This window comes from Pseudoalteromonas sp. S1609 (assembly GCF_005887255.1).
Taxonomy (GTDB): Bacteria; Pseudomonadota; Gammaproteobacteria; order Enterobacterales; family Alteromonadaceae; genus Pseudoalteromonas.
On record NZ_PNDJ01000016.1, the window covers coordinates 127,994 to 147,309 of the forward strand.

The 19,316-nt window shown below is 40.2% G+C and carries 18 protein-coding genes; 7 read left to right on the forward strand and 11 right to left on the reverse strand.

All coding sequences use genetic code 11. The features are described from left to right. The first annotated feature begins 46 nt into the window (after positions 1 to 46). Genes CWB76_RS05780 through CWB76_RS05790 form a run of 3 tightly spaced genes read left to right on the forward strand, consistent with a single transcriptional unit; the run spans position 47 to position 2,845 of the window. On the forward strand, positions 47 to 859 hold the full coding sequence (locus CWB76_RS05780; RefSeq protein WP_138606117.1) for a DUF3025 domain-containing protein: 813 nt from the start codon (positions 47 to 49) through the stop codon (positions 857 to 859). Continuing rightward, entirely contained in the window at positions 856 to 1,644 is a 789-nt protein-coding gene (locus CWB76_RS05785) for an ABC transporter ATP-binding protein (protein ID WP_138606119.1), read from the forward strand. Before CWB76_RS05780 ends, CWB76_RS05785 begins: the two co-directional genes overlap by 4 nt. After that, the gene (locus CWB76_RS05790) at positions 1,637 to 2,845 is read left to right on the forward strand and encodes an ABC transporter permease (protein WP_138606120.1); all 1,209 of its coding nucleotides are present in this window, start codon (positions 1,637 to 1,639) and stop codon (positions 2,843 to 2,845) included. Before CWB76_RS05785 ends, CWB76_RS05790 begins: the two co-directional genes overlap by 8 nt. Before the next feature lie 189 nt (positions 2,846 to 3,034). On the opposite strand, the gene CWB76_RS05795 is transcribed toward CWB76_RS05790, so the two are convergent. From CWB76_RS05795 to CWB76_RS05815, 5 genes are all read right to left on the reverse strand, one after another. Beyond that, entirely contained in the window at positions 3,035 to 4,759 is a 1,725-nt protein-coding gene (locus CWB76_RS05795; protein ID WP_138606122.1) for a proline--tRNA ligase, read from the reverse strand. 129 nt (positions 4,760 to 4,888) lie between these two features. Beyond that, positions 4,889 to 5,593 (reverse strand): tRNA (N6-threonylcarbamoyladenosine(37)-N6)-methyltransferase TrmO, encoded by a 705-nt coding sequence (tsaA, locus tag CWB76_RS05800; protein WP_138606124.1) that lies wholly within the window; start codon positions 5,591 to 5,593, stop codon positions 4,889 to 4,891. A 167-nt stretch (positions 5,594 to 5,760) separates the two neighbouring features. Further along, positions 5,761 to 6,330, reverse strand: a complete 570-nt coding sequence (locus CWB76_RS05805) for an outer membrane beta-barrel protein (protein WP_138606126.1) — start codon at positions 6,328 to 6,330, stop codon at positions 5,761 to 5,763. 246 nt (positions 6,331 to 6,576) lie between these two features. After that, positions 6,577 to 7,041 (reverse strand): acyl-CoA thioesterase, encoded by a 465-nt coding sequence (locus tag CWB76_RS05810; protein WP_008113812.1) that lies wholly within the window; start codon positions 7,039 to 7,041, stop codon positions 6,577 to 6,579. Positions 7,042 to 7,142: 101 nt separating this feature from the next. Continuing rightward, the gene (locus CWB76_RS05815; protein WP_138606128.1) at positions 7,143 to 8,789 is read right to left on the reverse strand and encodes an electron transfer flavoprotein-ubiquinone oxidoreductase; all 1,647 of its coding nucleotides are present in this window, start codon (positions 8,787 to 8,789) and stop codon (positions 7,143 to 7,145) included. 220 nt (positions 8,790 to 9,009) lie between these two features. Here CWB76_RS05815 and CWB76_RS05820 point away from each other — a divergent pair, with 220 nt between their 5' ends. From CWB76_RS05820 to CWB76_RS05830, 3 genes are all read left to right on the forward strand, one after another. Continuing rightward, on the forward strand, positions 9,010 to 9,759 hold the full coding sequence (locus tag CWB76_RS05820) for an electron transfer flavoprotein subunit beta/FixA family protein (RefSeq protein WP_008113816.1): 750 nt from the start codon (positions 9,010 to 9,012) through the stop codon (positions 9,757 to 9,759). Further along, positions 9,760 to 10,686, forward strand: a complete 927-nt coding sequence (locus CWB76_RS05825; RefSeq protein ID WP_008113818.1) for an electron transfer flavoprotein subunit alpha/FixB family protein — start codon at positions 9,760 to 9,762, stop codon at positions 10,684 to 10,686. Positions 10,687 to 10,871: 185 nt separating this feature from the next. Continuing rightward, a complete protein-coding gene (locus CWB76_RS05830; RefSeq protein ID WP_138606130.1) occupies positions 10,872 to 11,951 on the forward strand; it encodes an acyltransferase family protein in 1,080 nt (359 codons plus the stop codon). A 127-nt stretch (positions 11,952 to 12,078) separates the two neighbouring features. Here the strand turns inward: CWB76_RS05830 and asnS are convergent, their stop codons facing one another. Beyond that, positions 12,079 to 13,476, reverse strand: a complete 1,398-nt coding sequence (gene asnS / locus CWB76_RS05835; RefSeq protein WP_138606132.1) for an asparagine--tRNA ligase — start codon at positions 13,474 to 13,476, stop codon at positions 12,079 to 12,081. Positions 13,477 to 13,762: 286 nt separating this feature from the next. On the opposite strand from asnS, the gene CWB76_RS05840 reads away from it, so the two are divergent. Then, the gene (locus CWB76_RS05840) at positions 13,763 to 14,197 is read left to right on the forward strand and encodes an ATP-binding protein (protein ID WP_008113825.1); all 435 of its coding nucleotides are present in this window, start codon (positions 13,763 to 13,765) and stop codon (positions 14,195 to 14,197) included. 3 nt (positions 14,198 to 14,200) lie between these two features. Here CWB76_RS05840 and CWB76_RS05845 read toward each other — a convergent pair whose 3' ends face one another. From CWB76_RS05845 to CWB76_RS05865, 5 genes are read right to left on the reverse strand one after another with little or no spacing between them, the layout of a single operon-like run. Next, positions 14,201 to 14,830 (reverse strand): Vat family streptogramin A O-acetyltransferase, encoded by a 630-nt coding sequence (locus CWB76_RS05845; protein ID WP_138606134.1) that lies wholly within the window; start codon positions 14,828 to 14,830, stop codon positions 14,201 to 14,203. Between the two features lie 30 nt (positions 14,831 to 14,860). Then, complete coding sequence (locus tag CWB76_RS05850) at positions 14,861 to 15,871, reverse strand: ABC transporter ATP-binding protein (protein WP_138606136.1); 1,011 nt, start codon at positions 15,869 to 15,871, stop codon at positions 14,861 to 14,863. 13 nt (positions 15,872 to 15,884) lie between these two features. Continuing rightward, entirely contained in the window at positions 15,885 to 17,384 is a 1,500-nt protein-coding gene (locus tag CWB76_RS05855) for an ABC transporter permease (RefSeq protein ID WP_054200976.1), read from the reverse strand. After that, entirely contained in the window at positions 17,384 to 18,424 is a 1,041-nt protein-coding gene (locus tag CWB76_RS05860; protein ID WP_054200975.1) for an ABC transporter substrate-binding protein, read from the reverse strand. The genes CWB76_RS05855 and CWB76_RS05860 overlap by 1 nt, the downstream gene beginning before the upstream one ends. Then, on the reverse strand, positions 18,425 to 19,237 hold the full coding sequence (locus tag CWB76_RS05865) for a hypothetical protein (RefSeq protein ID WP_054201198.1): 813 nt from the start codon (positions 19,235 to 19,237) through the stop codon (positions 18,425 to 18,427). Positions 19,238 to 19,316 lie beyond the last annotated feature (79 nt).

Consider the following 19,316-nt stretch of genomic DNA (forward strand, 5'->3'; position numbering starts at 1 on the left):
TTTTGCGGTAAACTGTTAGGGATAAAAATGTACAGTAAAGGTAACAATGAAGCGTTTTACTCCCCCAGAACAATTCCAAGCAACGAGCCTAAACACAGGGGCATTTGCTCACTTACGTCAGCTGTTTAAAATTCATCAACAAATAGACTGGCCAGAACCTGCGTATTTTGCCCCGTACTTAAATGCCATAAACGCAAATAATCTCCCCATTCGTTTTGTCGATGATGCCAAGGTTGACTTTGCTGAGCGCTATTATGAACAAGTAATTTTTGAAACAGGGGAAGTCCCCACGCGCCAACAAAACTGGCATGATCTGTTTGGTGGTTTTATTTGGTGCTTATTTCCAAAAACAAAAGCCCTAATCAATCAGCGTCATGTAGATGAAATAGCAGTGCATGGTTTAAAACAACGCAGTAAACATCGTAACGCATTAACCCTGTTTGACGAGTGTGGCGTAGTTTTAGCTATTAGTGATTCAAATTGGAAAGCATGCTTAAGAGACCACCAATGGAAAACAGCGTTTATACAGCATAGAGAGCTGTGGGGTAAAACTATAGCGCCATTCATCTTTGGCCACGCTAATTACGAAATGTTGACCAAACCTTATATTGGGCTCACAGGAAAAGCATTATTTGTAAATGTACCCGATGAAATATTTTGTAAAGATTTAGTAACTCAGTACCAGTACCTAGATCAGCGACTTTATGAGATGATTAAAAATGATGATTGTTTAGCCGATAATAAACAGCTTTCACCTTTACCTTTATTAGGTGTTCCTGGTTGGTTTGAGGAGAATAACAATTCATCATTTTACGACAACACGGACTATTTTAGACCGAAACGAAGGACACGAAAATGATAGAAGTCACAGCGCTTAAGAAGAAGTTTAAGCTCACTAAAGATCATGAAAAAAATAAAACAGATGAAGTAGACCCACGCGAAGATAAAGACTTTTTTCATTCAGTAAAAAATGTCAGCTTTAGCTGTGCAAAAGGCGAAGTATTAGGGCTGTTAGGGCCTAATGGCGCGGGTAAAACCACCACCTTAAGAATGATTTCAACCGCATTAAAACCGGATGATGGCAGTATTACTATTGCTGGAAATGACATAATTAAAAAGCCACTCATTGGGCGTAAATCTATCGGGTTTTTGTCTGGCTCTACTGGTTTATATGGCCGTTTAACGGTAGAAGAAAATATCGAATATTTTGCAAAGCTACATGGCATGAGCAAGCAAGCAATCAAGGCACGCTGTGAAGAATTATTTACCTTACTCGATATGCATAAATTTATTGATAAGCGTGCTGAAAACTTATCAACCGGTATGAAGCAAAAAGCCAACATTGCGCGTGCTGTGGTGCATCACCCAGATGTTGTTATTCTTGATGAGCCAACTACCGGGCTTGATATTATGACCACGCAAACAGTAATTAACTTTATTAAAGGCTTAAAAGCACAAGGCACTCCTGTTATATTTTCTACGCACCATTTAGATGAAGTTGCGCTTTTATGTGACCGTGTAGCGGTTATTAATGAAGGTGTAAGTTGTTTTGATGGCACGCTCGCTGAATTTAAACAAGCGGGTAACAGCGAAGAATTAAACCAAGCGTTTATGAATATATTAACGGAGAAGCAAGATGTTTGAAGTTTTTAAAAAGGAATTAACCGAGCTGCTACGCGATAAAAAAACCTTGTTGTTCGTCGTGGTATTTCCGATAGTGGTTTTTCCGTTGTTATTTGCTGTGGTTGCGTTTATTTCTTCACAAGCCGCGCTTGATGCAGAGCAAAAGGTAAACACCTATGCGATTATCAATGGCGACTTTGCTCCAGAATTTACTGATAAAGTGTTTTATCATAAAAGCTTTGAGTTATATAAAGGCGATAAAACCTTCAATAGTGTTGAGGAGCTAAAAGCAGGCGTAACTGCTGGCGATATCGACATGGGCATATACTTACCAAGCGATGCAGTGCAAACATTAGATGATAAAAAGCAAAGTGAATGGCAAGTTGTATTTAATGATTCAAAATCAATTAACTTTTTATTTGAGCGAGTAAAAGAGCTTGCTAAAGAGTACAGCGATACACTTCAAGAAAGTAAGCTATTGAGCTTTGGTATCGATAAAAGCGCACAACAATCTATTTTAAAGCCTATTAATGTGGTTAAAGTTGATACTGCAGACAAACGTGAAAACTTAGGTGAAAAGATGGGTGGGCTTTTACCTTATTTACTTATTCCGTTAGTGCTAATGGGGGCAAGTTACCCAGCAATTGATTTAGGCGCTGGTGAAAAAGAACGTGGCACGTTAGAAACCTTACTACTTACACCAATTACTCGTACCGAGCTCGTATTGGGTAAATTTATTACTCTACTCACTACTTCAATCGCATCAACTACTATTACGGTGATTAGTATGGGTGGGTGGATAGCCTTAGCACTCGCATTTGCTGATCTAGAGTTTATTAAAGCTGCGTTTAGCACTTTAGGCATTACAGACTTGCTAATGATTTTTGTATTACTATTGCCAGTTGCAGCCATTTTTTCTTCATTAGCATTGGCTATATCAATTTATGCACGTTCGTTTAAAGAAGCACAAAATTACATGACGCCGTTAAGTATAGTGGTGTTTTTCCCAATTGTTATTTCTGTTATGCCTAATATGGAACTTACTACTAAAACAGCCTTTATTCCGGTTACTAACGTCGCTTTAGCGATTAAAGAAATTATTAAAGGCACAGTCGATTACACGCTGGTTGGATTGATATTTTTAGCTACGGCACTGATAGCCGGTGCGCTACTGGCATTTTGTGTTAAGTGGTTTAACCGCGAAGACGTGTTGTTTAGATAACCATTTTAATTGCAAAGTATAAAAAAAGGTCGCACAGCGACCTTTTTTATAAATTATCATTAAGAGAGAGTGCTATATGCTTAGGTTTAGTGTTTATCTAGAACTAGATAAGCGAACCTTGGTTTATAAGCTATTAATAAAAAACCGCTGTATGAAAAAATCATACAGCGGTTTTTTTTAACTTAAGACTTATGATTTAAATTGCGTTTTAATAGTTTCTATCGCGCTATCAATATCTATCATGAGTTTTTCACCTGTGCGACGGTTTTTAAGTTCTACCTTATTCTCATCAAGGTTTCGCTCACCAATGACAAGAGTGTAAGGTACACCAAGTAATTCCATGTCGTTAAACATAACACCAGGGCGCTCTTTACGGTCATCAAATAGCACATCTAGGCCTGCATCTTTTAAACCTTGATATAGGTTATTAGCAATATCAGGAATACGATGCGATTTATGCATATTCATTGGCACAATTGCTAAATCGAAAGGAGCTATGGTTTTAGGCCATGTAATACCGTATTGGTCGTTATTTTGCTCAATAGCTGCAGCAACAATACGCGATACACCAATTCCGTAACAACCCATAGTCATTATTTGGTTTTTACCTGATTCGCTTAGTACACCTGCTTTTAATGCTTCTGAGTACTTAGTACCTAGTTGGAAAATATGACCCACTTCAATACCGCGCTTAATTTGCAACGTGCCTTGACCACACGGGCTAGGATCGCCTTCTACAATATTACGGATATCAGCAACTTCGTAGTTTGTTACGTCGCGATCCCAGTTAATACCGCTAAAGTGCTCATCATCATTATTGGCACCGGCTACAAAATCAGCCATTACATCCGCTGTTCTATCAACAATAATAGGCATGTTTAAGCCAACTGGGCCTAAAGAGCCTGGTTTTGCGCCAATGGCAGCAACAATATCTGCTTCGGTTGCCATTTCAAGTGGAGAATCAACCAATGGGTGCTTTTCAGCTTTGAGTTCATTAAGTTCGTGATCGCCACGCAGTACTAATGCAACAAGCCCGCGTACGCCGTCTTCATTAGGAGTACCATAAACCACTAATGTTTTAACACCGCGATGGGGTTTTACGCCATAGTGTTTTTTAAGCTCATTAATTGTTTTAGCATCAGGCGTTGGGAATGCTTTTAACTCTTTGCTTGCTTCTGGGCGAGCTTCAGTTGGCGCTAATGCTTCGGCTTTTTCAATATTAGCGGCGTAGTCGCTGGCATCACTAAAAGCAATGGCATCTTCGCCAGATTCAGCAAGTACATGGAACTCATGCGATACACTACCGCCAATAGAGCCTGTATCTGCAATTACTGGGCGGTAATCTAAGCCTAAACGTTCAAAAATATTACAGTAGGCTTTGTGCATTAATTGATACGTTGCATCTAAACATTCATCGGTTAAATGGAATGAGTAGGCATCTTTCATAGTAAATTCACGGGCACGCATAACACCAAAACGTGGGCGGCGCTCATCACGTACTTTAGTTTGTACTTGGTACAAAGTAATTGGTAGTTGTTTGTAGCTGTTAATTTCTTTACGAACAAAATCGGTGATCACTTCTTCATGGGTAGGGCCCATGGCAAATTCACGATTATGACGGTCGGTAAAGCGCATTAACTCAGGACCAAACTCACTCCAGCGGCCAGACTCTTCCCATAAATCAGCAGGCTGAATAACAGGCATAAGCATTTCAATTGCGCCGGCTTTATCCATTTCTTCGCGTACTATGTTTTCTACTTTTCTTAGCACACGTAAGCCAGAGGGAAGCCAAGTGTATAAACCCGAAGCGACGCGACGGATCATTCCGGCTCTAAGCATTAATTGATGCGAGACAATTTCCGCATCGGATGGCGTTTCTTTAAGTGTAGCGAGTATATATTGACTAGTACGCATGTTTTTTCCGAAATAGAGTGATATGTTCTTTTAATTAAGGCGCTCAGTTTACCAGCGGTTGCATTGACACTAAAGCGCTAAGTGATTTTTTATCGAATTTTATAGCCATAGCAGGGCTTTAAAGTTAGCTTAACTGAGCTCAATATGAGTAACCAGATGATGAGAGTCAGTCACTTGCCAAGTAATATTGTATTCATACAAATTCATACCATAGCTTTGCACGCCTTGTTTTTGCTTTTTGTAGGCAGGGCGTGGATCTTGTTTTAGCACATTACTAATAAACGCTTGTAGCTCAGGATAGTGACTTTGTTTATTTATAAATTCTATAGCCTGTTGGCTAAACTCAACACTCATTTGAGTCTCTGGGCGCGTATCGGCAAATCCAGCGCTTGCATCGGGTAATGAGTCTGAATAGGGTAAATAAGGTTTTATATCTACGATGGGTGTGCCATCAAGTAAATCAATACCGGCGAGCAATAACGCCAACTGGCCCTTTGTATACTCAATTCCCTCCAACTTTACTGCACTCATGCCAATAGCATTTGGACGAAAAGTAGCACGAGTAGCAAATACGCCTTTACGCTCATTACCGCCAAGGCGCGGCGGGCGAACCATTGCTGAATAGCCTTTATCAGCAGTTTCATGAAAACGAAATAACAGCCAAATATGACTAAATTCATCTAATCCGCGAACAAATTCTTCACGATTAAATTCTTTGGCAAAAATCAGTTTAGCTTTAGCCTCGGGTACTAATCTAGGTTGCCTAGGAATGGCAAATTTTTGTTTATAAGGAGATTGAATATGGCCAATAGCCGAAATTTGATAATCGCTCATAATGCTCGGTTATAGAAAAAATAGAGCGTTATTCTACCTTTTATTGACGTTGCTGGCATTAGCTTAATTTGGGGATATTTTATTTTTAGACTAACAGGTTTAAATGTGAAATAAAAAAGGTAAGGCTGAAAATAGCCTTACCTAGCGTTTTAACAATTAAGCTATTATTAAAACATGTATTGGAATGATACTGACGCAACATCCATTTCTGGATCAATATCATCTTCTAATTCGTAACGCTCATACTCTAAACGCACTTGCATATTGGTTGTAAATGCATATTCAATACCTGCACCGTAAAATACGTCGCCGCCATCTTGAGATGCGCTTACGCTGCCAACTGGAAGTTCTTGAGTAACGTCTGCATCCCATTCAAACCAACCACCTTTTGCATAAACAGAAAAGTCTTCAGTAATAGGCGCTGCAAAACGTGCTGCTAACGATACGCCATCAATTTCAGCTTTGCTGTCTATATCACTCACTTCATCAAAATTTAGATAGGCAAGCTCGAGGCTTAAATGTTCATTAAATTGGGTACCAATGTAACCTTTTAACATTTGCGCGTCGTCATCAAAGTCGGTGTCGTTTTCGCTATCTTCAAACTGAAATGAATATTGGCCATAACCAATACCAGTGTAAATACGCGGAGAGTCCATGTCGGTAACATCAGCTTGTGCCGCTGAATTAAAACCCAGTGTTGCTAAAGCAAGTGCAGAAAGAGAAAGTGTTTTAATCATTATATAGCTCCTTTAAAAAGTAATATCGATGAATTATTTCATCAAACGTCGATTTACTAATTGCAGTGAGCGTGCCAAGTATTATTTAGCCTAATATATAGTCTTTATGTGTGTTTGTTAAGCTATTATGGTGTTTTTGGCACGCAAAACAATCAGGTGTTCAGCGTGCAGTTAATCCATAAAAATTAAAAAATTGTAGCTTTTACAAGTTGTTGTAGTTTCTACATACCTATAAAAGCAACTAAATTAAACTTTATCTAATAAGTTTTCTGTTTCTATGGCTATTTGCTTCATTTTAATTGCGTAGTTCTCAAGCTTTTTGTCTTCATCGGTAACCGATTTAAATTCTGGTACCGCCACAGGGTAACCCGTTTCATCCATAGCAACAAAGCTAATAACACAGTGATTGGTTTCAACTAAGTTTTGCGTTTTCGGGTCGCCACAGCGAACTTGAATAAAAATTTGCATGCTGGTTTTGCCGGTGTGTGCAATTTTTGCTTCAACCTCAACAATTTGGCCAACTAAGATAGGACGGCTAAACTTAACGCCCGCAACCGATACCGTTACACAGTAGTGGCCGCTCCAGCCCGCAGCACAGGCATAACCCGCTTGGTCAATCCACTTCATGACCACACCGCCATGCACCTTACCACCAAAATTTACATCGGTTGGTTCTGCTAAAAAACGAAAAATTACACTCGACGACGCCATAACACACTCTCATTCATTCATATTACTTAACAGCATAGCGCAAAAAAGGGGCCGAAGCCCCTGCAATTTAGGATAAGTTTATAATTTCTATAGAAAGGTTGTTACATATTGGGATAGTTAGGGCCACCAGCACCTTCGGGAGTTACCCAGGTAATATTTTGGCTCGGATCTTTAATATCACAGGTTTTACAATGCACACAGTTTTGCGCGTTGATCACAAAGGATTGCTCGCCTTCTACTTCTTGTACTTCGTAAACGCCGGCAGGGCAGTAGCGCTGTGCTGGCTCGTCAAATTTAACTAAGTTAACGTTAATCGGAATTGATGCATCTTTTAGTTTTAAGTGACACGGCTGCGATTCTTCATGATTGGTATTAGATAAAAACACTGAAGAAAGCTTATCAAAACTGAGTTTGCCATCAGGCTTAGGGTAGTTAATTTTTTCAGCTTGGTTAGCGTCTTTTAAAGTTGCATGATCAGGTACGTTATCTTTAAAACTAAACGGTAGGGCACCCTTAAATATATTTTGATCAAGCGTGTTATATGCGCCGCCTGCAAATTTACCTAAGGTATGCATAGCAGGGCCAAAATTACGAGACTGATACAGCTCTTTAAACGCCCATGACTTTTTAAACTCATCGCTATACTGGGTTAAATCAGTATTGGCTAAATTGTTTTGTAGCGCATTAAAAATAACTTCAGCGGCTATCATGCCTGACTTCATAGCCGTATGGTTGCCTTTAATTTTTGCAAAGTTAAGCGTGCCTGCATCACAGCCCACTAGCAAGCCACCCGGGAAGTGCATTTTTGGTAATGAATGTAAACCGCCTTTAGCAATAGCACGTGCACCGTAAGCAATGCGTTCTCCACCTTCAAGCGTATTTTTGAAAATAGGGTGATGTTTTAATCGTTGAAATTCATCAAACGGGCTTAAGTGTGGGTTTGAGTAATTTAAATCAACAATTAACCCCACAACCACTTGGTTGTTTTCGCTATGATACATAAAGGCGCCACCGCCAGTGTCGCCACTTAATGGCCAACCGGTTCCGTGTACAACTTTACCCAATTGATGTTTAGATTCATCAACTTGCCAAATTTCTTTAAAACCTAAACCATAATGCTGTGGTGAACTTTCATCGTCTAAAGCAAACTGATTGATCAGTTGCTTACCTAGATGACCACGACAGCCCTCAGCAAATACTGTGTACTTAGCGCGTAGCTCCATACCTGGCATGTAACCGTCTTTTTCATTGCCATTTTTATCTACACCCATATCGCCAGTAATGATGCCTTTTACAACATCATCTTCAATAATGACTGAATGCGCACTAAAGCCTGGAAATATTTCTACTCCAAGATTTTCTGCTTGCTCTGCTAACCAGCGACATACATTACCCATAGAAACAATGTAGTTACCCTTGTTATGAAATGTATTTGGTGTAGCAAAGTGAGGAATTGAGGTTGCTTTATGTTCGTTGTTAAACCAGTAAATCTCATCATTTACCACCTTAGTCGAAACAGGAGCGCCGAGTTCCTGCCAATTTGGCAGTAATTCGTCAAGTGCTTTGGTTTCAAAAACGGCACCTGATAATACATGTGCACCAACTTCTGAGCCTTTTTCAACTACACATATCATGCACTCTTGTTGTTTTTCTTGTGCTTGCTGCGCGAGTTTAATTGCTGTTGAAAGCCCCGCAGGACCTGCCCCTACAACAACAACATCAAATTCTATGGTTTCGCGTTCAATCATAATAACCTCTTTATCTATGACGGACTCACCTTTGCATTATTTGGCAAAAAGTAAGCTAAGCAACCTGTTTCTTTGTTATGCAAATTAATCGTTACAGGTTGTGAATAGTTTAAGGTTATTTTAGGTTGACGTTTACGTCAACAGGAAGTAGTCTGATTTCATAAAATAAATAGGTTGACGTAGACGTTAGCTTATAGGTTTAAATAATTATGGAGTCCCTATGAAAGTTCTCGTACCAATAAAAAGAGTGATCGACTACAACGTAAAAGCTCGCGTTAAACCTGACAACAGCGGTGTTGATTTAACTAACGTAAAAATGGCCATGAACCCATTTTGTGAAATTGCTGTAGAAGAAGCGATTCGTTTAAAAGAAGCGGGTACTGCAACCGAAGTAGTTGTTGTTACTATTGGCGCTAAAGCATCTCAAGAACAATTACGCACAGCACTGGCTTTGGGCGCAGATAAAGCGATTCATGTTGAAACAGAAGAAAATTTAGAGTCTTTACATATAGCAAAATTGCTTGCCAAAGTAGTTGAACAAGAATCGCCTGAACTGGTTATTCTAGGAAAACAGTCAATCGATTCTGATAATAATCAAACAGGTCAAATGCTAGCGGCGCTGACTAACCGTGGTCAAGGTACGTTTGCTTCTAAAGTGGTTATTGAAAATGGCAAAGTAAATGTTACTCGTGAAGTTGATGGCGGTTTACAAACCGTTGCACTTAATTTACCCGCAATAGTCACCACCGATTTACGTTTGAATGAGCCGCGTTATGCGTCGCTACCTAATATTATGAAAGCCAAACGCAAACCGTTAGAAGTTATTGCGGCTGATTCGCTAGGTGTAGATTTAGCCCCGCGCATTGAATTAGTTAGTGTAGAGGAGCCAGCAAAACGCAGCGGCGGGATTATTGTTGAAGACGTTGCACAGCTTGTAGAAAAACTTAAAACAGAGGCAAAGGTGATTTAAATGAAAACTCTTGTAATTGCAGAGCACGATAACGGTGCCTTAAAACCAGAAACCTCAAAAACGATTAATGCCGCTAAAAAATTAGGCTTTGACGTAGATGTATTATTAGCAGGCATAAACCTTGGCGCCATGAGTGAGTCACTCGCGAGCATTGAGGGTGTTGCGAATGTTTTACTTGCTGATAATGCAGTTTATGAGCATCAACTTGCTGAAAGCATGACAGATCTAGTGTTATCACTTGCAGATAGTTACAGTCATATTGTGGCAAGTGCAACTACTACAGGTAAAAACTTTATGCCGCGTGTTGCCGCATTATTAGATGTAGCGCAAATTTCAGAAATTATTGACGTAATTGACGCAGATACATTTAAGCGCCCAATTTACGCGGGTAATGCTATTGCAACGGTTAAATCGCTCGATAGTAAAAAAGTGATCACAGTACGTGCAAGTAGCTTTGATTTACAAGGCGAGCAAGCTCCAGCTAATGTAACCGCTGTAGATGCAGTCTCTGATTCACAGTTAAGCAGTTTTGTTAGTGTTGAACAAACTGAATCAGAGCGTCCAGAGCTAACGGCTGCAGATGTGGTTATTTCGGGTGGTCGTGGTATGCAAAATGGTGAAAATTTTGCATTATTAAATGGCATTGCCGATAAACTCGGTGCCGCTATTGGTGCATCACGTGCAGCGGTTGACGCGGGCTTTGTGCCTAACGATATGCAAGTAGGGCAAACAGGTAAAATTGTCGCGCCTAATTTATATATTGCTGTGGGTATTAGTGGTGCCATTCAGCATCTTGCGGGTATGAAAGATTCAAAAGTTATTGTTGCCATTAATAAAGACCCTGATGCGCCAATATTCCAAGTAGCTGATTACGGTTTAGTTGCTGACTTATTTGATGTTTTACCACAGTTAGAGCAAGCACTATAAAGGACAGCAATAAGCCGCTCCTAAAGTAACAAATTCTGATTTAAAGCCGCCGTTTCATTATTGATTCTGCGGCTTTTTTAATTCAACAACTCCACTTATCTAAATTACTTGCGATTTAAGTTTTTTTACTACAAAGTGACAGCGTTGTCATTTGTAGAAATACAAATTATTAAATAGGAGCCAAAATGACAAGGTATAAAGCACTTGATGCTATGCGTGGGCTAACCATAGCTTTAATGATACTGGTAAACACTCCGGGATCGTGGTCCCATGTGTATGCCCCTTTACTTCATGCAGATTGGCATGGTTGTACCCCTACGGATGTAATTTTTCCGTTTTTTATGTTTATTATTGGCTCTGCGATGTTTTTTTCGTTCAAAAAAACTAACAGTGCAGCCAGTGCTAGCCAAGTATTAAGACTAGTTAAACGTGGAGCAATTATATTTACCATTGGTCTAGCTTTAAATATTTATCCCTTTACTACCAATATTGAAAACTTAAGAATATTAGGTGTACTGCAACGTATAGGGATAGCCTATATTTTAGCGTCTATCTGTGTGTTGTTTTTAAATAGGCGAGGGGTGTTAACGCTATCGGTTATTACCTTAATTGCTTATTGGTTATTACTGTTAAGTGTTGGCGCTGAAAATGCTTATACACTCGAACATAACCTAGTTAGAGCGCTCGATATTGCCGTACTAGGTGAGTCGCATTTATGGCAAGGTAAAGGGCTCGCATTTGATCCAGAAGGGCTGATCAGTACGCTACCCGCAGTGGTGAGTGTATTATTTGGTTTCGAAGTAACGCGCCTATTAACGAGCACAAGTAGCCAGTGGACAAGCATTAAGCGTTTATTAGTTATTGGTGTAGTTGCAGTTGTTATTGGGCAATTGAGCTCAATGGTGATGCCAATTAATAAATCACTTTGGACCAGTAGCTTTGTTATTTACACATCAGGTATTGCCTGTATTGTGTTGGCGTTTTTTGTTTGGCTTTGCGACATTGTTAAACCTGAGCGTCTTGTTAATCCTTTAATTGTGTATGGATCAAATCCACTGTTTATTTATGTATTATCGGCTGTGTGGGTACTGAGCTATTCATTGATAAATATTGGCGAGCTAAACTTGGGGGATTGGATGTATCAGCAACTCGCCTTAGTTATGAGCGCTAAATTGGCATCGTTCACCTTTGCTTTATTGCATGTTATTGGCTTTTGGGTAATTTCGAATATGCTTTATAAACGAAAAATATTTATAAAGATTTAGTATTAAATAACAATTTTCTTCCCTAAGCGGGAGGCAAATTGTTCAAGTATTTATGCACATGAATATATCAGACAATAAAAAACCAACCCGCGGGTTGGTTTTTTTATTTAACGTTACAAAACTTAGCTTAGTACGTTGCGCTGCCTTTGGTACGTGGGAACGCAATCACATCACGTACGTTGCCCATACCTGTAACATAAGCAACTAGGCGTTCAAAACCTAAACCAAAGCCAGAGTGTGGCACGCTACCGTATTTACGTAGGTCGCGGTACCAGCTGTAGTCTTCTTTGTTTAAGCCCATTTCTTCAAGGCGTGCATCTAATACATCAAGACGCTCTTCACGTTGTGAACCACCAATGATCTCACCAATACCTGGTGCTACTACATCCATAGCTGCAACAGTTTTGCCGTCTTCATTTTGACGCATGTAGAATGCTTTAATATCACGCGGGTAGTTTTTAATAACAACCGGTGCTTTAAAGTGTTCTTCAGCCAAGTAACGCTCGTGCTCAGACTGTAAATCTACACCCCATTCAACGTCGTACTCAAATTTCTTGCCACACGCTTTTAAAATCTCTACAGCATCGGTGTAGTCAACTTGGGCAAAGTCTTTTTCAACAAATTCTTCTAAACGGCTAATGGCTGTTTTTTCAACACGTAATGCGAAAAATTCCATGTCGTCACGGCGTTCTTCTAATACAGCTTTAAATACATACTTTAGCATGTTTTCAGCCAGTTTTGCGATATCTTCTAAATCAGCAAACGCAACTTCTGGCTCTACCATCCAAAATTCAGCAAGGTGGCGTGAAGTATTAGAGTTTTCTGCACGGAACGTAGGACCAAAGGTGTAAATTTTTGACATAGCTGATGCATATGTTTCACCATTAAGTTGGCCTGAAACCGTTAAAAAGGCTTCTTTACCAAAAAAGTCTTCGCTGTAATCAATCTCGTCTTTGTCTGTCATTGGCAGATTTTGCATATCAAGCGTTGATACGCGGAACATCTCACCTGCGCCTTCACAGTCACTTGCAGTAATAATTGGCGTGCTGATCCAGTAAAACCCTTGCTCATGGTAAAAACGGTGGATTGCTTGTGCTAAACAGTTACGTACACGTGTTACTGCGCCAATCATATTAGTGCGAGGGCGAAGGTGAGCGTGTTCACGTAAATACTCAATGCTGTGGCGTTTGGCCGACATTGGGTAAGTGTCTGGATTTTCAACCCAACCTAACACAGTCACTGAGTTAGCTTGAATTTCGAAAGATTGACCTTGTCCTGCTGATTGTACTAATACACCGGTAACCGACACAGAACAGCCTGCTGTTAAGCTTGTAACTTCATCATAATTATTCAGTGAATTAGGAACTACCGCTTGAATAGGATCAAAACACGAACCGTCATGAACGGCTAAAAATGATATTCCTGCTTTTGAATCGCGGCGTGTACGGATCCAGCCTTTAATGGTTACTTGGCTGTCTACCGCAACATTGCCTTTTAATAGCTCTGAAATCGCTAAATGGCTCATTTTCACTCCAATGATATAAGTTGCCTAACTATATAAATTAACTGTGCGTTACTCGTGCTATTTAGCATTTGAGGTCACTGCACTTGAACCTTGTATAATACCTAGTAAAGTAAAATAAAAAAACTGTTGTGGGCAACTCTTTAAAAGTTTTTAGTGGTACGTTGTTTTTTTAACCAATTTTTACAGTTAAATAACCACTATTACCATTTGTTGCTCTGAAATTTCATCAATTTGTGGCATTATTAGTAAATAAACCGAATTGACGTATTAATAAAAAATGGATGCTATGAAACAAGTTTTTATTTTACGAGGGCTACCAGGCAGTGGTAAGTCATATTATGCGCAAAATCTCGCCGAGGAACTTTCCGGTGCAGATGAAAGCCAATATTTTATTTGCTCAACAGATGATTACTTTGTTAACGAGCAAGGTGAGTACCATTTTGATAAGTTTAAATTATCGCAATATCACAATTTAAACTTGGCGCGTTTTATTAATGCCCTAGCACAAGGTATTGAACTGGTAATAGTGGATAACACCAATATTAAAAAGTGGGAATTTATTGCTTACTCACAAGCAGCCATTGCTTTAGGCTACCAGGTCAAAGAAGTGATTGTTGGCGAAGTGAAAGATAAATCAATGCAACACTTATACGCAAAACGCAATAGCCATAACATACCGTTAAAAACGATTAGTAAAATGGCTTACATGTTTGAGTGGTAATTATTAAATTTTAGCTAATACGTCTATATCAGAGTGTGTAATGGCATCTAAATGAGCGGTGATTTTTTCACTGCTCCAGTCCCACCATGCAATCGCTAGAAGTTTATTAATTGTCGTATCATCAAAACGCTTTTTTATCAATTTTGCAGGGTTACCGCCAACAATGCCATAGGCGGGCACATCAGACGTTACCACAGATTTACTTGCTATAATGGCACCATCACCGACTTTTACTCCTGGCATAATGGTGGCGTTGTAACCTATCCACACATCATTACCTATTTCAGTATCTCCCTTAAAAGGTAAATCACCTTGTTGAGGTGTAGATTTTTCCCAGCCATTGCCAAATATAAAAAATGGATAAGTAGAAAAGCCGGAGGTTTGATGATTAGCCCCATTCATTATAAAAGTAACGTCTTTAGCTATCGCACAAAACTTACCTATGATAAGACGGTCCCCGATAAAATCGAAATGGTAAAGTACATTTTTTTCAAAGTTTTCAGGGCCGTCAGGGTCGTCGTAATAGGTGTAATCACCAACATCTATATTCGCAGAGGTGATAAAGTTTTTTAAATAACCTACTTGAGGAAACCCTTCCATAGGTGATGGATTGTTTGGATTTGGTCCGTTCATAGTTTCCTCCAAAGTAGAATATATAAAGCGCTAGCTTTTAAATGCCGCCAGCGGATGAGAGGTACTAAGCGATACATGTACATTATCACCAGGATTTACCACTACTTCATGACTCACGCGACTTGTAACCACAGTACCACAGGCTAGTTTTATGGCGCATAATCTGCTGCCCCCTTCAAAGCGTACCCAAATTACTTCGCCATTATTTCCTACACTGCTTTGTACTAATAATACATCATCTGGACGAAGTAACACCTCTACCTCACCGTTTTCACAGTCAACACCATGAGCGGGAACATTACCAATATCGGTAAGTGCTTGGCCGTTATTCAGCGTTCCTTTTATAAAACTAGCTTCACCTAGAAAGCGTGCCACAAAGCGATTATTGGGTGCACTAAAGCATTGCTCTGGGCTATCAATTTGCTGTATTTTTCCGCCTTTTAGTACACCCACGCGATCGCCCACCGAAAGTGCTTCTTCTTGATCGTGCGTTACCCAAATAGCGGGTACGCCGGCTTCTTTAAGCGCATTACGTATATCCCAACGTAGCATGTCTTTTAAAGCCGCGTCTAAATTTGATAGTGGTTCATCAAGTAATACAAAGTCTGGCTGGTGGGCTAGGGTGCGCGCTAATGCAACGCGCTGCTTTTGTCCGCCTGACAGTGTGGCTGGTTTTTTATGCCTAAATGCATCTAAACCAAGAAGTTTTAGCCAGTGATCGGCAGGGCTGATGTCTTTAAGTTTAAAACACACATTTTGCTCAACCGTTAAATGGGGAAACAACGCAAAGTCTTGAAACACCATACCCACACTACGTTTTTCAGGGGCTACAGTATGCTTTGGTGTAGCAGTCCATTTAGCAACTTTAATTTCGCCGTCGCTAATTGGTAAAAGCCCAGCTAGGGCTTGTAAAATAGTACTTTTACCACAACCTGTTGGACCAACAAGCATTAAAATTTCGCTTTCACCTAAAGTGAAATTTAAGTCACTAACAACACGATTACTGCCATAATCTATAGACAACTGACTTACAGATAGCATTTTTTATAAATCCTTAATGTTCAAACTGGTTGCGTTTCTCGCCAGACATCATAATAGCTAAAGCCGCCGCCGAAATCACCACCAACAATAACCCAGGTATTGCTGCGCGGCCAAAATAACCAGCTTCGTAAACACGCCATAAATACGTAGATAAGGTTTCAAAACCAGTTGGACCCAATAAAAGTGTGGCTTCTAATTCACGCATCGACTCTAAAAATACTAAAGCAGCACCTGCAATAATACCCCGCATAGTCAGTGGTAAAGTAATACGTGTGAAAGCTTCACGTGGGCTTGCGCCTAACACACGGGCTGATTTTACTAAGCTTGGATCAAGGTGCTCGGTGCTGGTACGTACAGAGCCAACCGCAAGTGGTAAAAAACGTAGCATATAAGCAATGATCAACAAGCCCAGTGTTTGATATAAAAATGGCAGTTGTAAGCCGCCATACACAAGCGCTGTGCCCATAACAATCCCCGGAATACCAAAACCAAAGTAAGTAACGCGTTCCATCACTTTACCTGCTTTCCCGGTTAAAGCAGCATGCGCCACAGGAATAGCCACAATAACTGTAACAATAGCTGCAATGGCTGAAGCGTAAGTAGAGTGCCAGGCAATACTAAAATCAAACGAACTGAAACCATCACGCACTAGCCAAAGTGTAAACACTGCGAGTGGTAAGCCAATAGCAAGTAATAAAATTGGTGCAAAGGTGGCAAACATCGCGCCTAATTGCCATTTTTTTGGGAATAAAATAAGGGGCCGGCCTTGGCGTTCAGACGCAGTTTTAATTTGAGATTCAATCATTAATAAAAAGCCAACAATTACCATTAGCTGCATAGACAGCATAGCCGCACGGCTCAGTTCAAAGGCGTTATATTCTACATAAATAACGCGAGTGAAAGTATCTAGACGCATCATTGCTGGTGTACCAAAGTCTGATAGCGTATATAAGGCAACGAGTAACGAGCCCGCAGCAATACCATTTACAACACGGGGCAAAATAACTTTAAACACGCTTTGTGTCATCGACATACCCAATGTACGCGCTGCATTGACCATACTGGCATCAAGACTAAGTAGGGAGGAGCGGGTTGTCATCATTACAAATGGGAAGGTATATAGGGTCATTACAATGGCGGCGCCAGTTAAGCCATACATAGAAGGGGTTTCAAAACCAAGTAAGTTATGTATTTCACCACCAGGGCCAAATGCAGCATAAAGCGTAAATGCACCAATATAACTTGGTATAGCTAAAGGGGCGGCAAATACTACTAACCAAAACTTTTTAAATGGCAGCTGCACATAAGCGCTAATAAACGCCAGTGGCACACCAATTAAAATTGAGCCTAATACAGTTAAGCCCATTAACGACAGGGTATTTCCTAAAATGGTTAAATTATGGCTATCAAAAAAAGAGCTTGCGTCACTGGCAAGCGTTATTAAAACAAAAATAGGAGTAAGGGTAACAAGCGCTGCAAGCAGCGCCATAGGATAAGATGGTGGTATTCGCATTATAAAACGCCGCTGCTGCGCATTAAGTCAATAGTTGGACGTAAGTCAGCCAACTGGGTTAAGTCTATTTTAGGTGGCGAAATACTGGTTAATTTAGGCAAGCCATCAGGTTGCTTTATGCCATTTACTAGCGGAATTTCATACGCTTCGCTCGCTAAATAACTTTGTACTTCAACGCTGAGTAAATAGCGCATAAAGTTAGTTGCTAGTGGGTCGTCAGATAGCGATAAAATACCAGAGGCATTCACTAAACAACCGGCATCTTGCTCTGTAAATGCAAGATCGAGTTTAGCGTCGGGCTTACCAGACTTCAAACGTAACGTGTAGTAGTGATTAGCAAAACCAATATCTACTTCACCACGTTCAACGCCCATTACTACACCGAGTTCGCCAGCGTAAGTTTTTGAGCGTTTTTGCACTTTTTTAAGCCATTTAGCAGTTTTATCATCGCCTTCTAAAATTCGCATAGCGGTAACAAACGATTGAAAAGAAGCATAAGCTGGTGCCCAACCAATACTCAAATCACTGTCGGCTATTTCCATAATGCTTGTTGGAATTTGCTCTTTGGTTAAACGCTCAGTATTAAAAGGCAAAGTACGTATACGACCAGTTACAGGAGCCCACTCATCGTATCTAAACTGTGGCTGTAGCTGTGCAGATAAATCACTCGGCATGGGTTTAGCAAGCCCTGCATCGGTTACTAAACCAATAGCGCCCGAATCGACAGCCCAAAATAAGTCTGCACGTTTAACACCCGCTTTGGCTTCGGCAACAATCGTGTTGGCAAGCGCTGCAGTTGGGCCGCGTCGAATAGCAAGATCTAAATCCGGGTTCTTTTTTTGAATGGCTTGTAAAACGTTTTCGTATAAGCCACCTTCACCACGTCCCAAATAAAGGGTGAGTGAGCCTTTTAGTTTAGGTAATGTATCCACCGACACGGGGTTGGCAATATCAGCGGCAAACGCGCGTGAAAGAGATAGCGGCAAAGCGCCAGCTATCCCTAACGCAGCTAAGCCTTGAATAAAGGTTCTGCGTTCCACTTAAAATACATCCTTACGTGACTTTTCTGCTTTTTCAATTAGCGTTTGTGCACGAGTTAACTTAGTTTGCATATCAACAACCACTTCACGTACTTGATTTACTGTTTTATTACCTGAAATAGCTTGCGGTAGGGTTACGTTAAAGTCTTTTTCAAGTACTTCTACTAAGTTAGCGTCTTGCTCAATGAGTGTGCCTTCTACACCTTCAAATAAATGCAGGTAAGTATCGTGAACTATGCTTGTTGCTTCATCGCTTAAACGTTCTGCGTATTTAGCGACCACTCGGTCTAATTTGTGTTTAATTTCATCAATGGTCGCGCTTTGCGTCATTTCTTTTGTTGCTGTGGCTTTAACGCTTTTTAATAACCCTTTTTGTTGAAACTGAGCCGCTAGCTTAACTGCGCCTAGGCCTTGCCATAAAGCATTGTTCATTGCTTGTTGCTGCAAACGTACTTCTGAGGCTGGTTTTTTGTTGTCGATAGCCATTTTTATGCCATACAAACCTTGCCAAATAGAGGCATACACAGGGACATAATTTGTTTCTATGGCGCTGTGAAATTTAACCGATTCCCAGTACTCAATTAAGTCATCAGTATTAACTGCTTTAGCGCCTTTTTTCTCGTAATCGCTTACTAGGGTATCAACCTTTGAAACCATCCACTCAACGTCTTCGTTGTAGGTTTTTAAATTAGCTTGAAGGTGATTAACATGCTCACCAATTGGGCCGTTAGCAAGTGCCGGTTGTGCAAAAATCGCAGAAGCGAGTAAAAAAGTTGCACTTAATGTCTTGGCAGGCTTAAGTAATATTTTCATAGCAAGTGAGTCCATAAATGTTATTGTAAATGATAGTCATTATCATATCCCTAAACATCCCTTAGATCAACACACTAAA

What these genes read in the sequence shown, in the direction of transcription:
- CWB76_RS05780 (WP_138606117.1), top strand. Translation starts at nt 47, where the DNA reads ATGAAGCGTTTTACTCCCCCAGAACAATTCCAAGCAACGAGCCTAAAC.
- CWB76_RS05785 (WP_138606119.1), top strand. Translation starts at nt 856, where the DNA reads ATGATAGAAGTCACAGCGCTTAAGAAGAAGTTTAAGCTCACTAAAGAT.
- CWB76_RS05790 (WP_138606120.1), top strand. Translation starts at nt 1,637, where the DNA reads ATGTTTGAAGTTTTTAAAAAGGAATTAACCGAGCTGCTACGCGATAAA.
- CWB76_RS05795 (WP_138606122.1), bottom strand. Translation starts at nt 4,759, where the DNA reads ATGCGTACTAGTCAATATATACTCGCTACACTTAAAGAAACGCCATCC.
- tsaA (WP_138606124.1), bottom strand. Translation starts at nt 5,593, where the DNA reads ATGAGCGATTATCAAATTTCGGCTATTGGCCATATTCAATCTCCTTAT.
- CWB76_RS05805 (WP_138606126.1), bottom strand. Translation starts at nt 6,330, where the DNA reads ATGATTAAAACACTTTCTCTTTCTGCACTTGCTTTAGCAACACTGGGT.
- CWB76_RS05810 (WP_008113812.1), bottom strand. Translation starts at nt 7,041, where the DNA reads ATGGCGTCGTCGAGTGTAATTTTTCGTTTTTTAGCAGAACCAACCGAT.
- CWB76_RS05815 (WP_138606128.1), bottom strand. Translation starts at nt 8,789, where the DNA reads ATGATTGAACGCGAAACCATAGAATTTGATGTTGTTGTTGTAGGGGCA.
- CWB76_RS05820 (WP_008113816.1), top strand. Translation starts at nt 9,010, where the DNA reads ATGAAAGTTCTCGTACCAATAAAAAGAGTGATCGACTACAACGTAAAA.
- CWB76_RS05825 (WP_008113818.1), top strand. Translation starts at nt 9,760, where the DNA reads ATGAAAACTCTTGTAATTGCAGAGCACGATAACGGTGCCTTAAAACCA.
- CWB76_RS05830 (WP_138606130.1), top strand. Translation starts at nt 10,872, where the DNA reads ATGACAAGGTATAAAGCACTTGATGCTATGCGTGGGCTAACCATAGCT.
- asnS (WP_138606132.1), bottom strand. Translation starts at nt 13,476, where the DNA reads ATGAGCCATTTAGCGATTTCAGAGCTATTAAAAGGCAATGTTGCGGTA.
- CWB76_RS05840 (WP_008113825.1), top strand. Translation starts at nt 13,763, where the DNA reads ATGAAACAAGTTTTTATTTTACGAGGGCTACCAGGCAGTGGTAAGTCA.
- CWB76_RS05845 (WP_138606134.1), bottom strand. Translation starts at nt 14,830, where the DNA reads ATGAACGGACCAAATCCAAACAATCCATCACCTATGGAAGGGTTTCCT.
- CWB76_RS05850 (WP_138606136.1), bottom strand. Translation starts at nt 15,871, where the DNA reads ATGCTATCTGTAAGTCAGTTGTCTATAGATTATGGCAGTAATCGTGTT.
- CWB76_RS05855 (WP_054200976.1), bottom strand. Translation starts at nt 17,384, where the DNA reads ATGCGAATACCACCATCTTATCCTATGGCGCTGCTTGCAGCGCTTGTT.
- CWB76_RS05865 (WP_054201198.1), bottom strand. Translation starts at nt 19,237, where the DNA reads ATGAAAATATTACTTAAGCCTGCCAAGACATTAAGTGCAACTTTTTTA.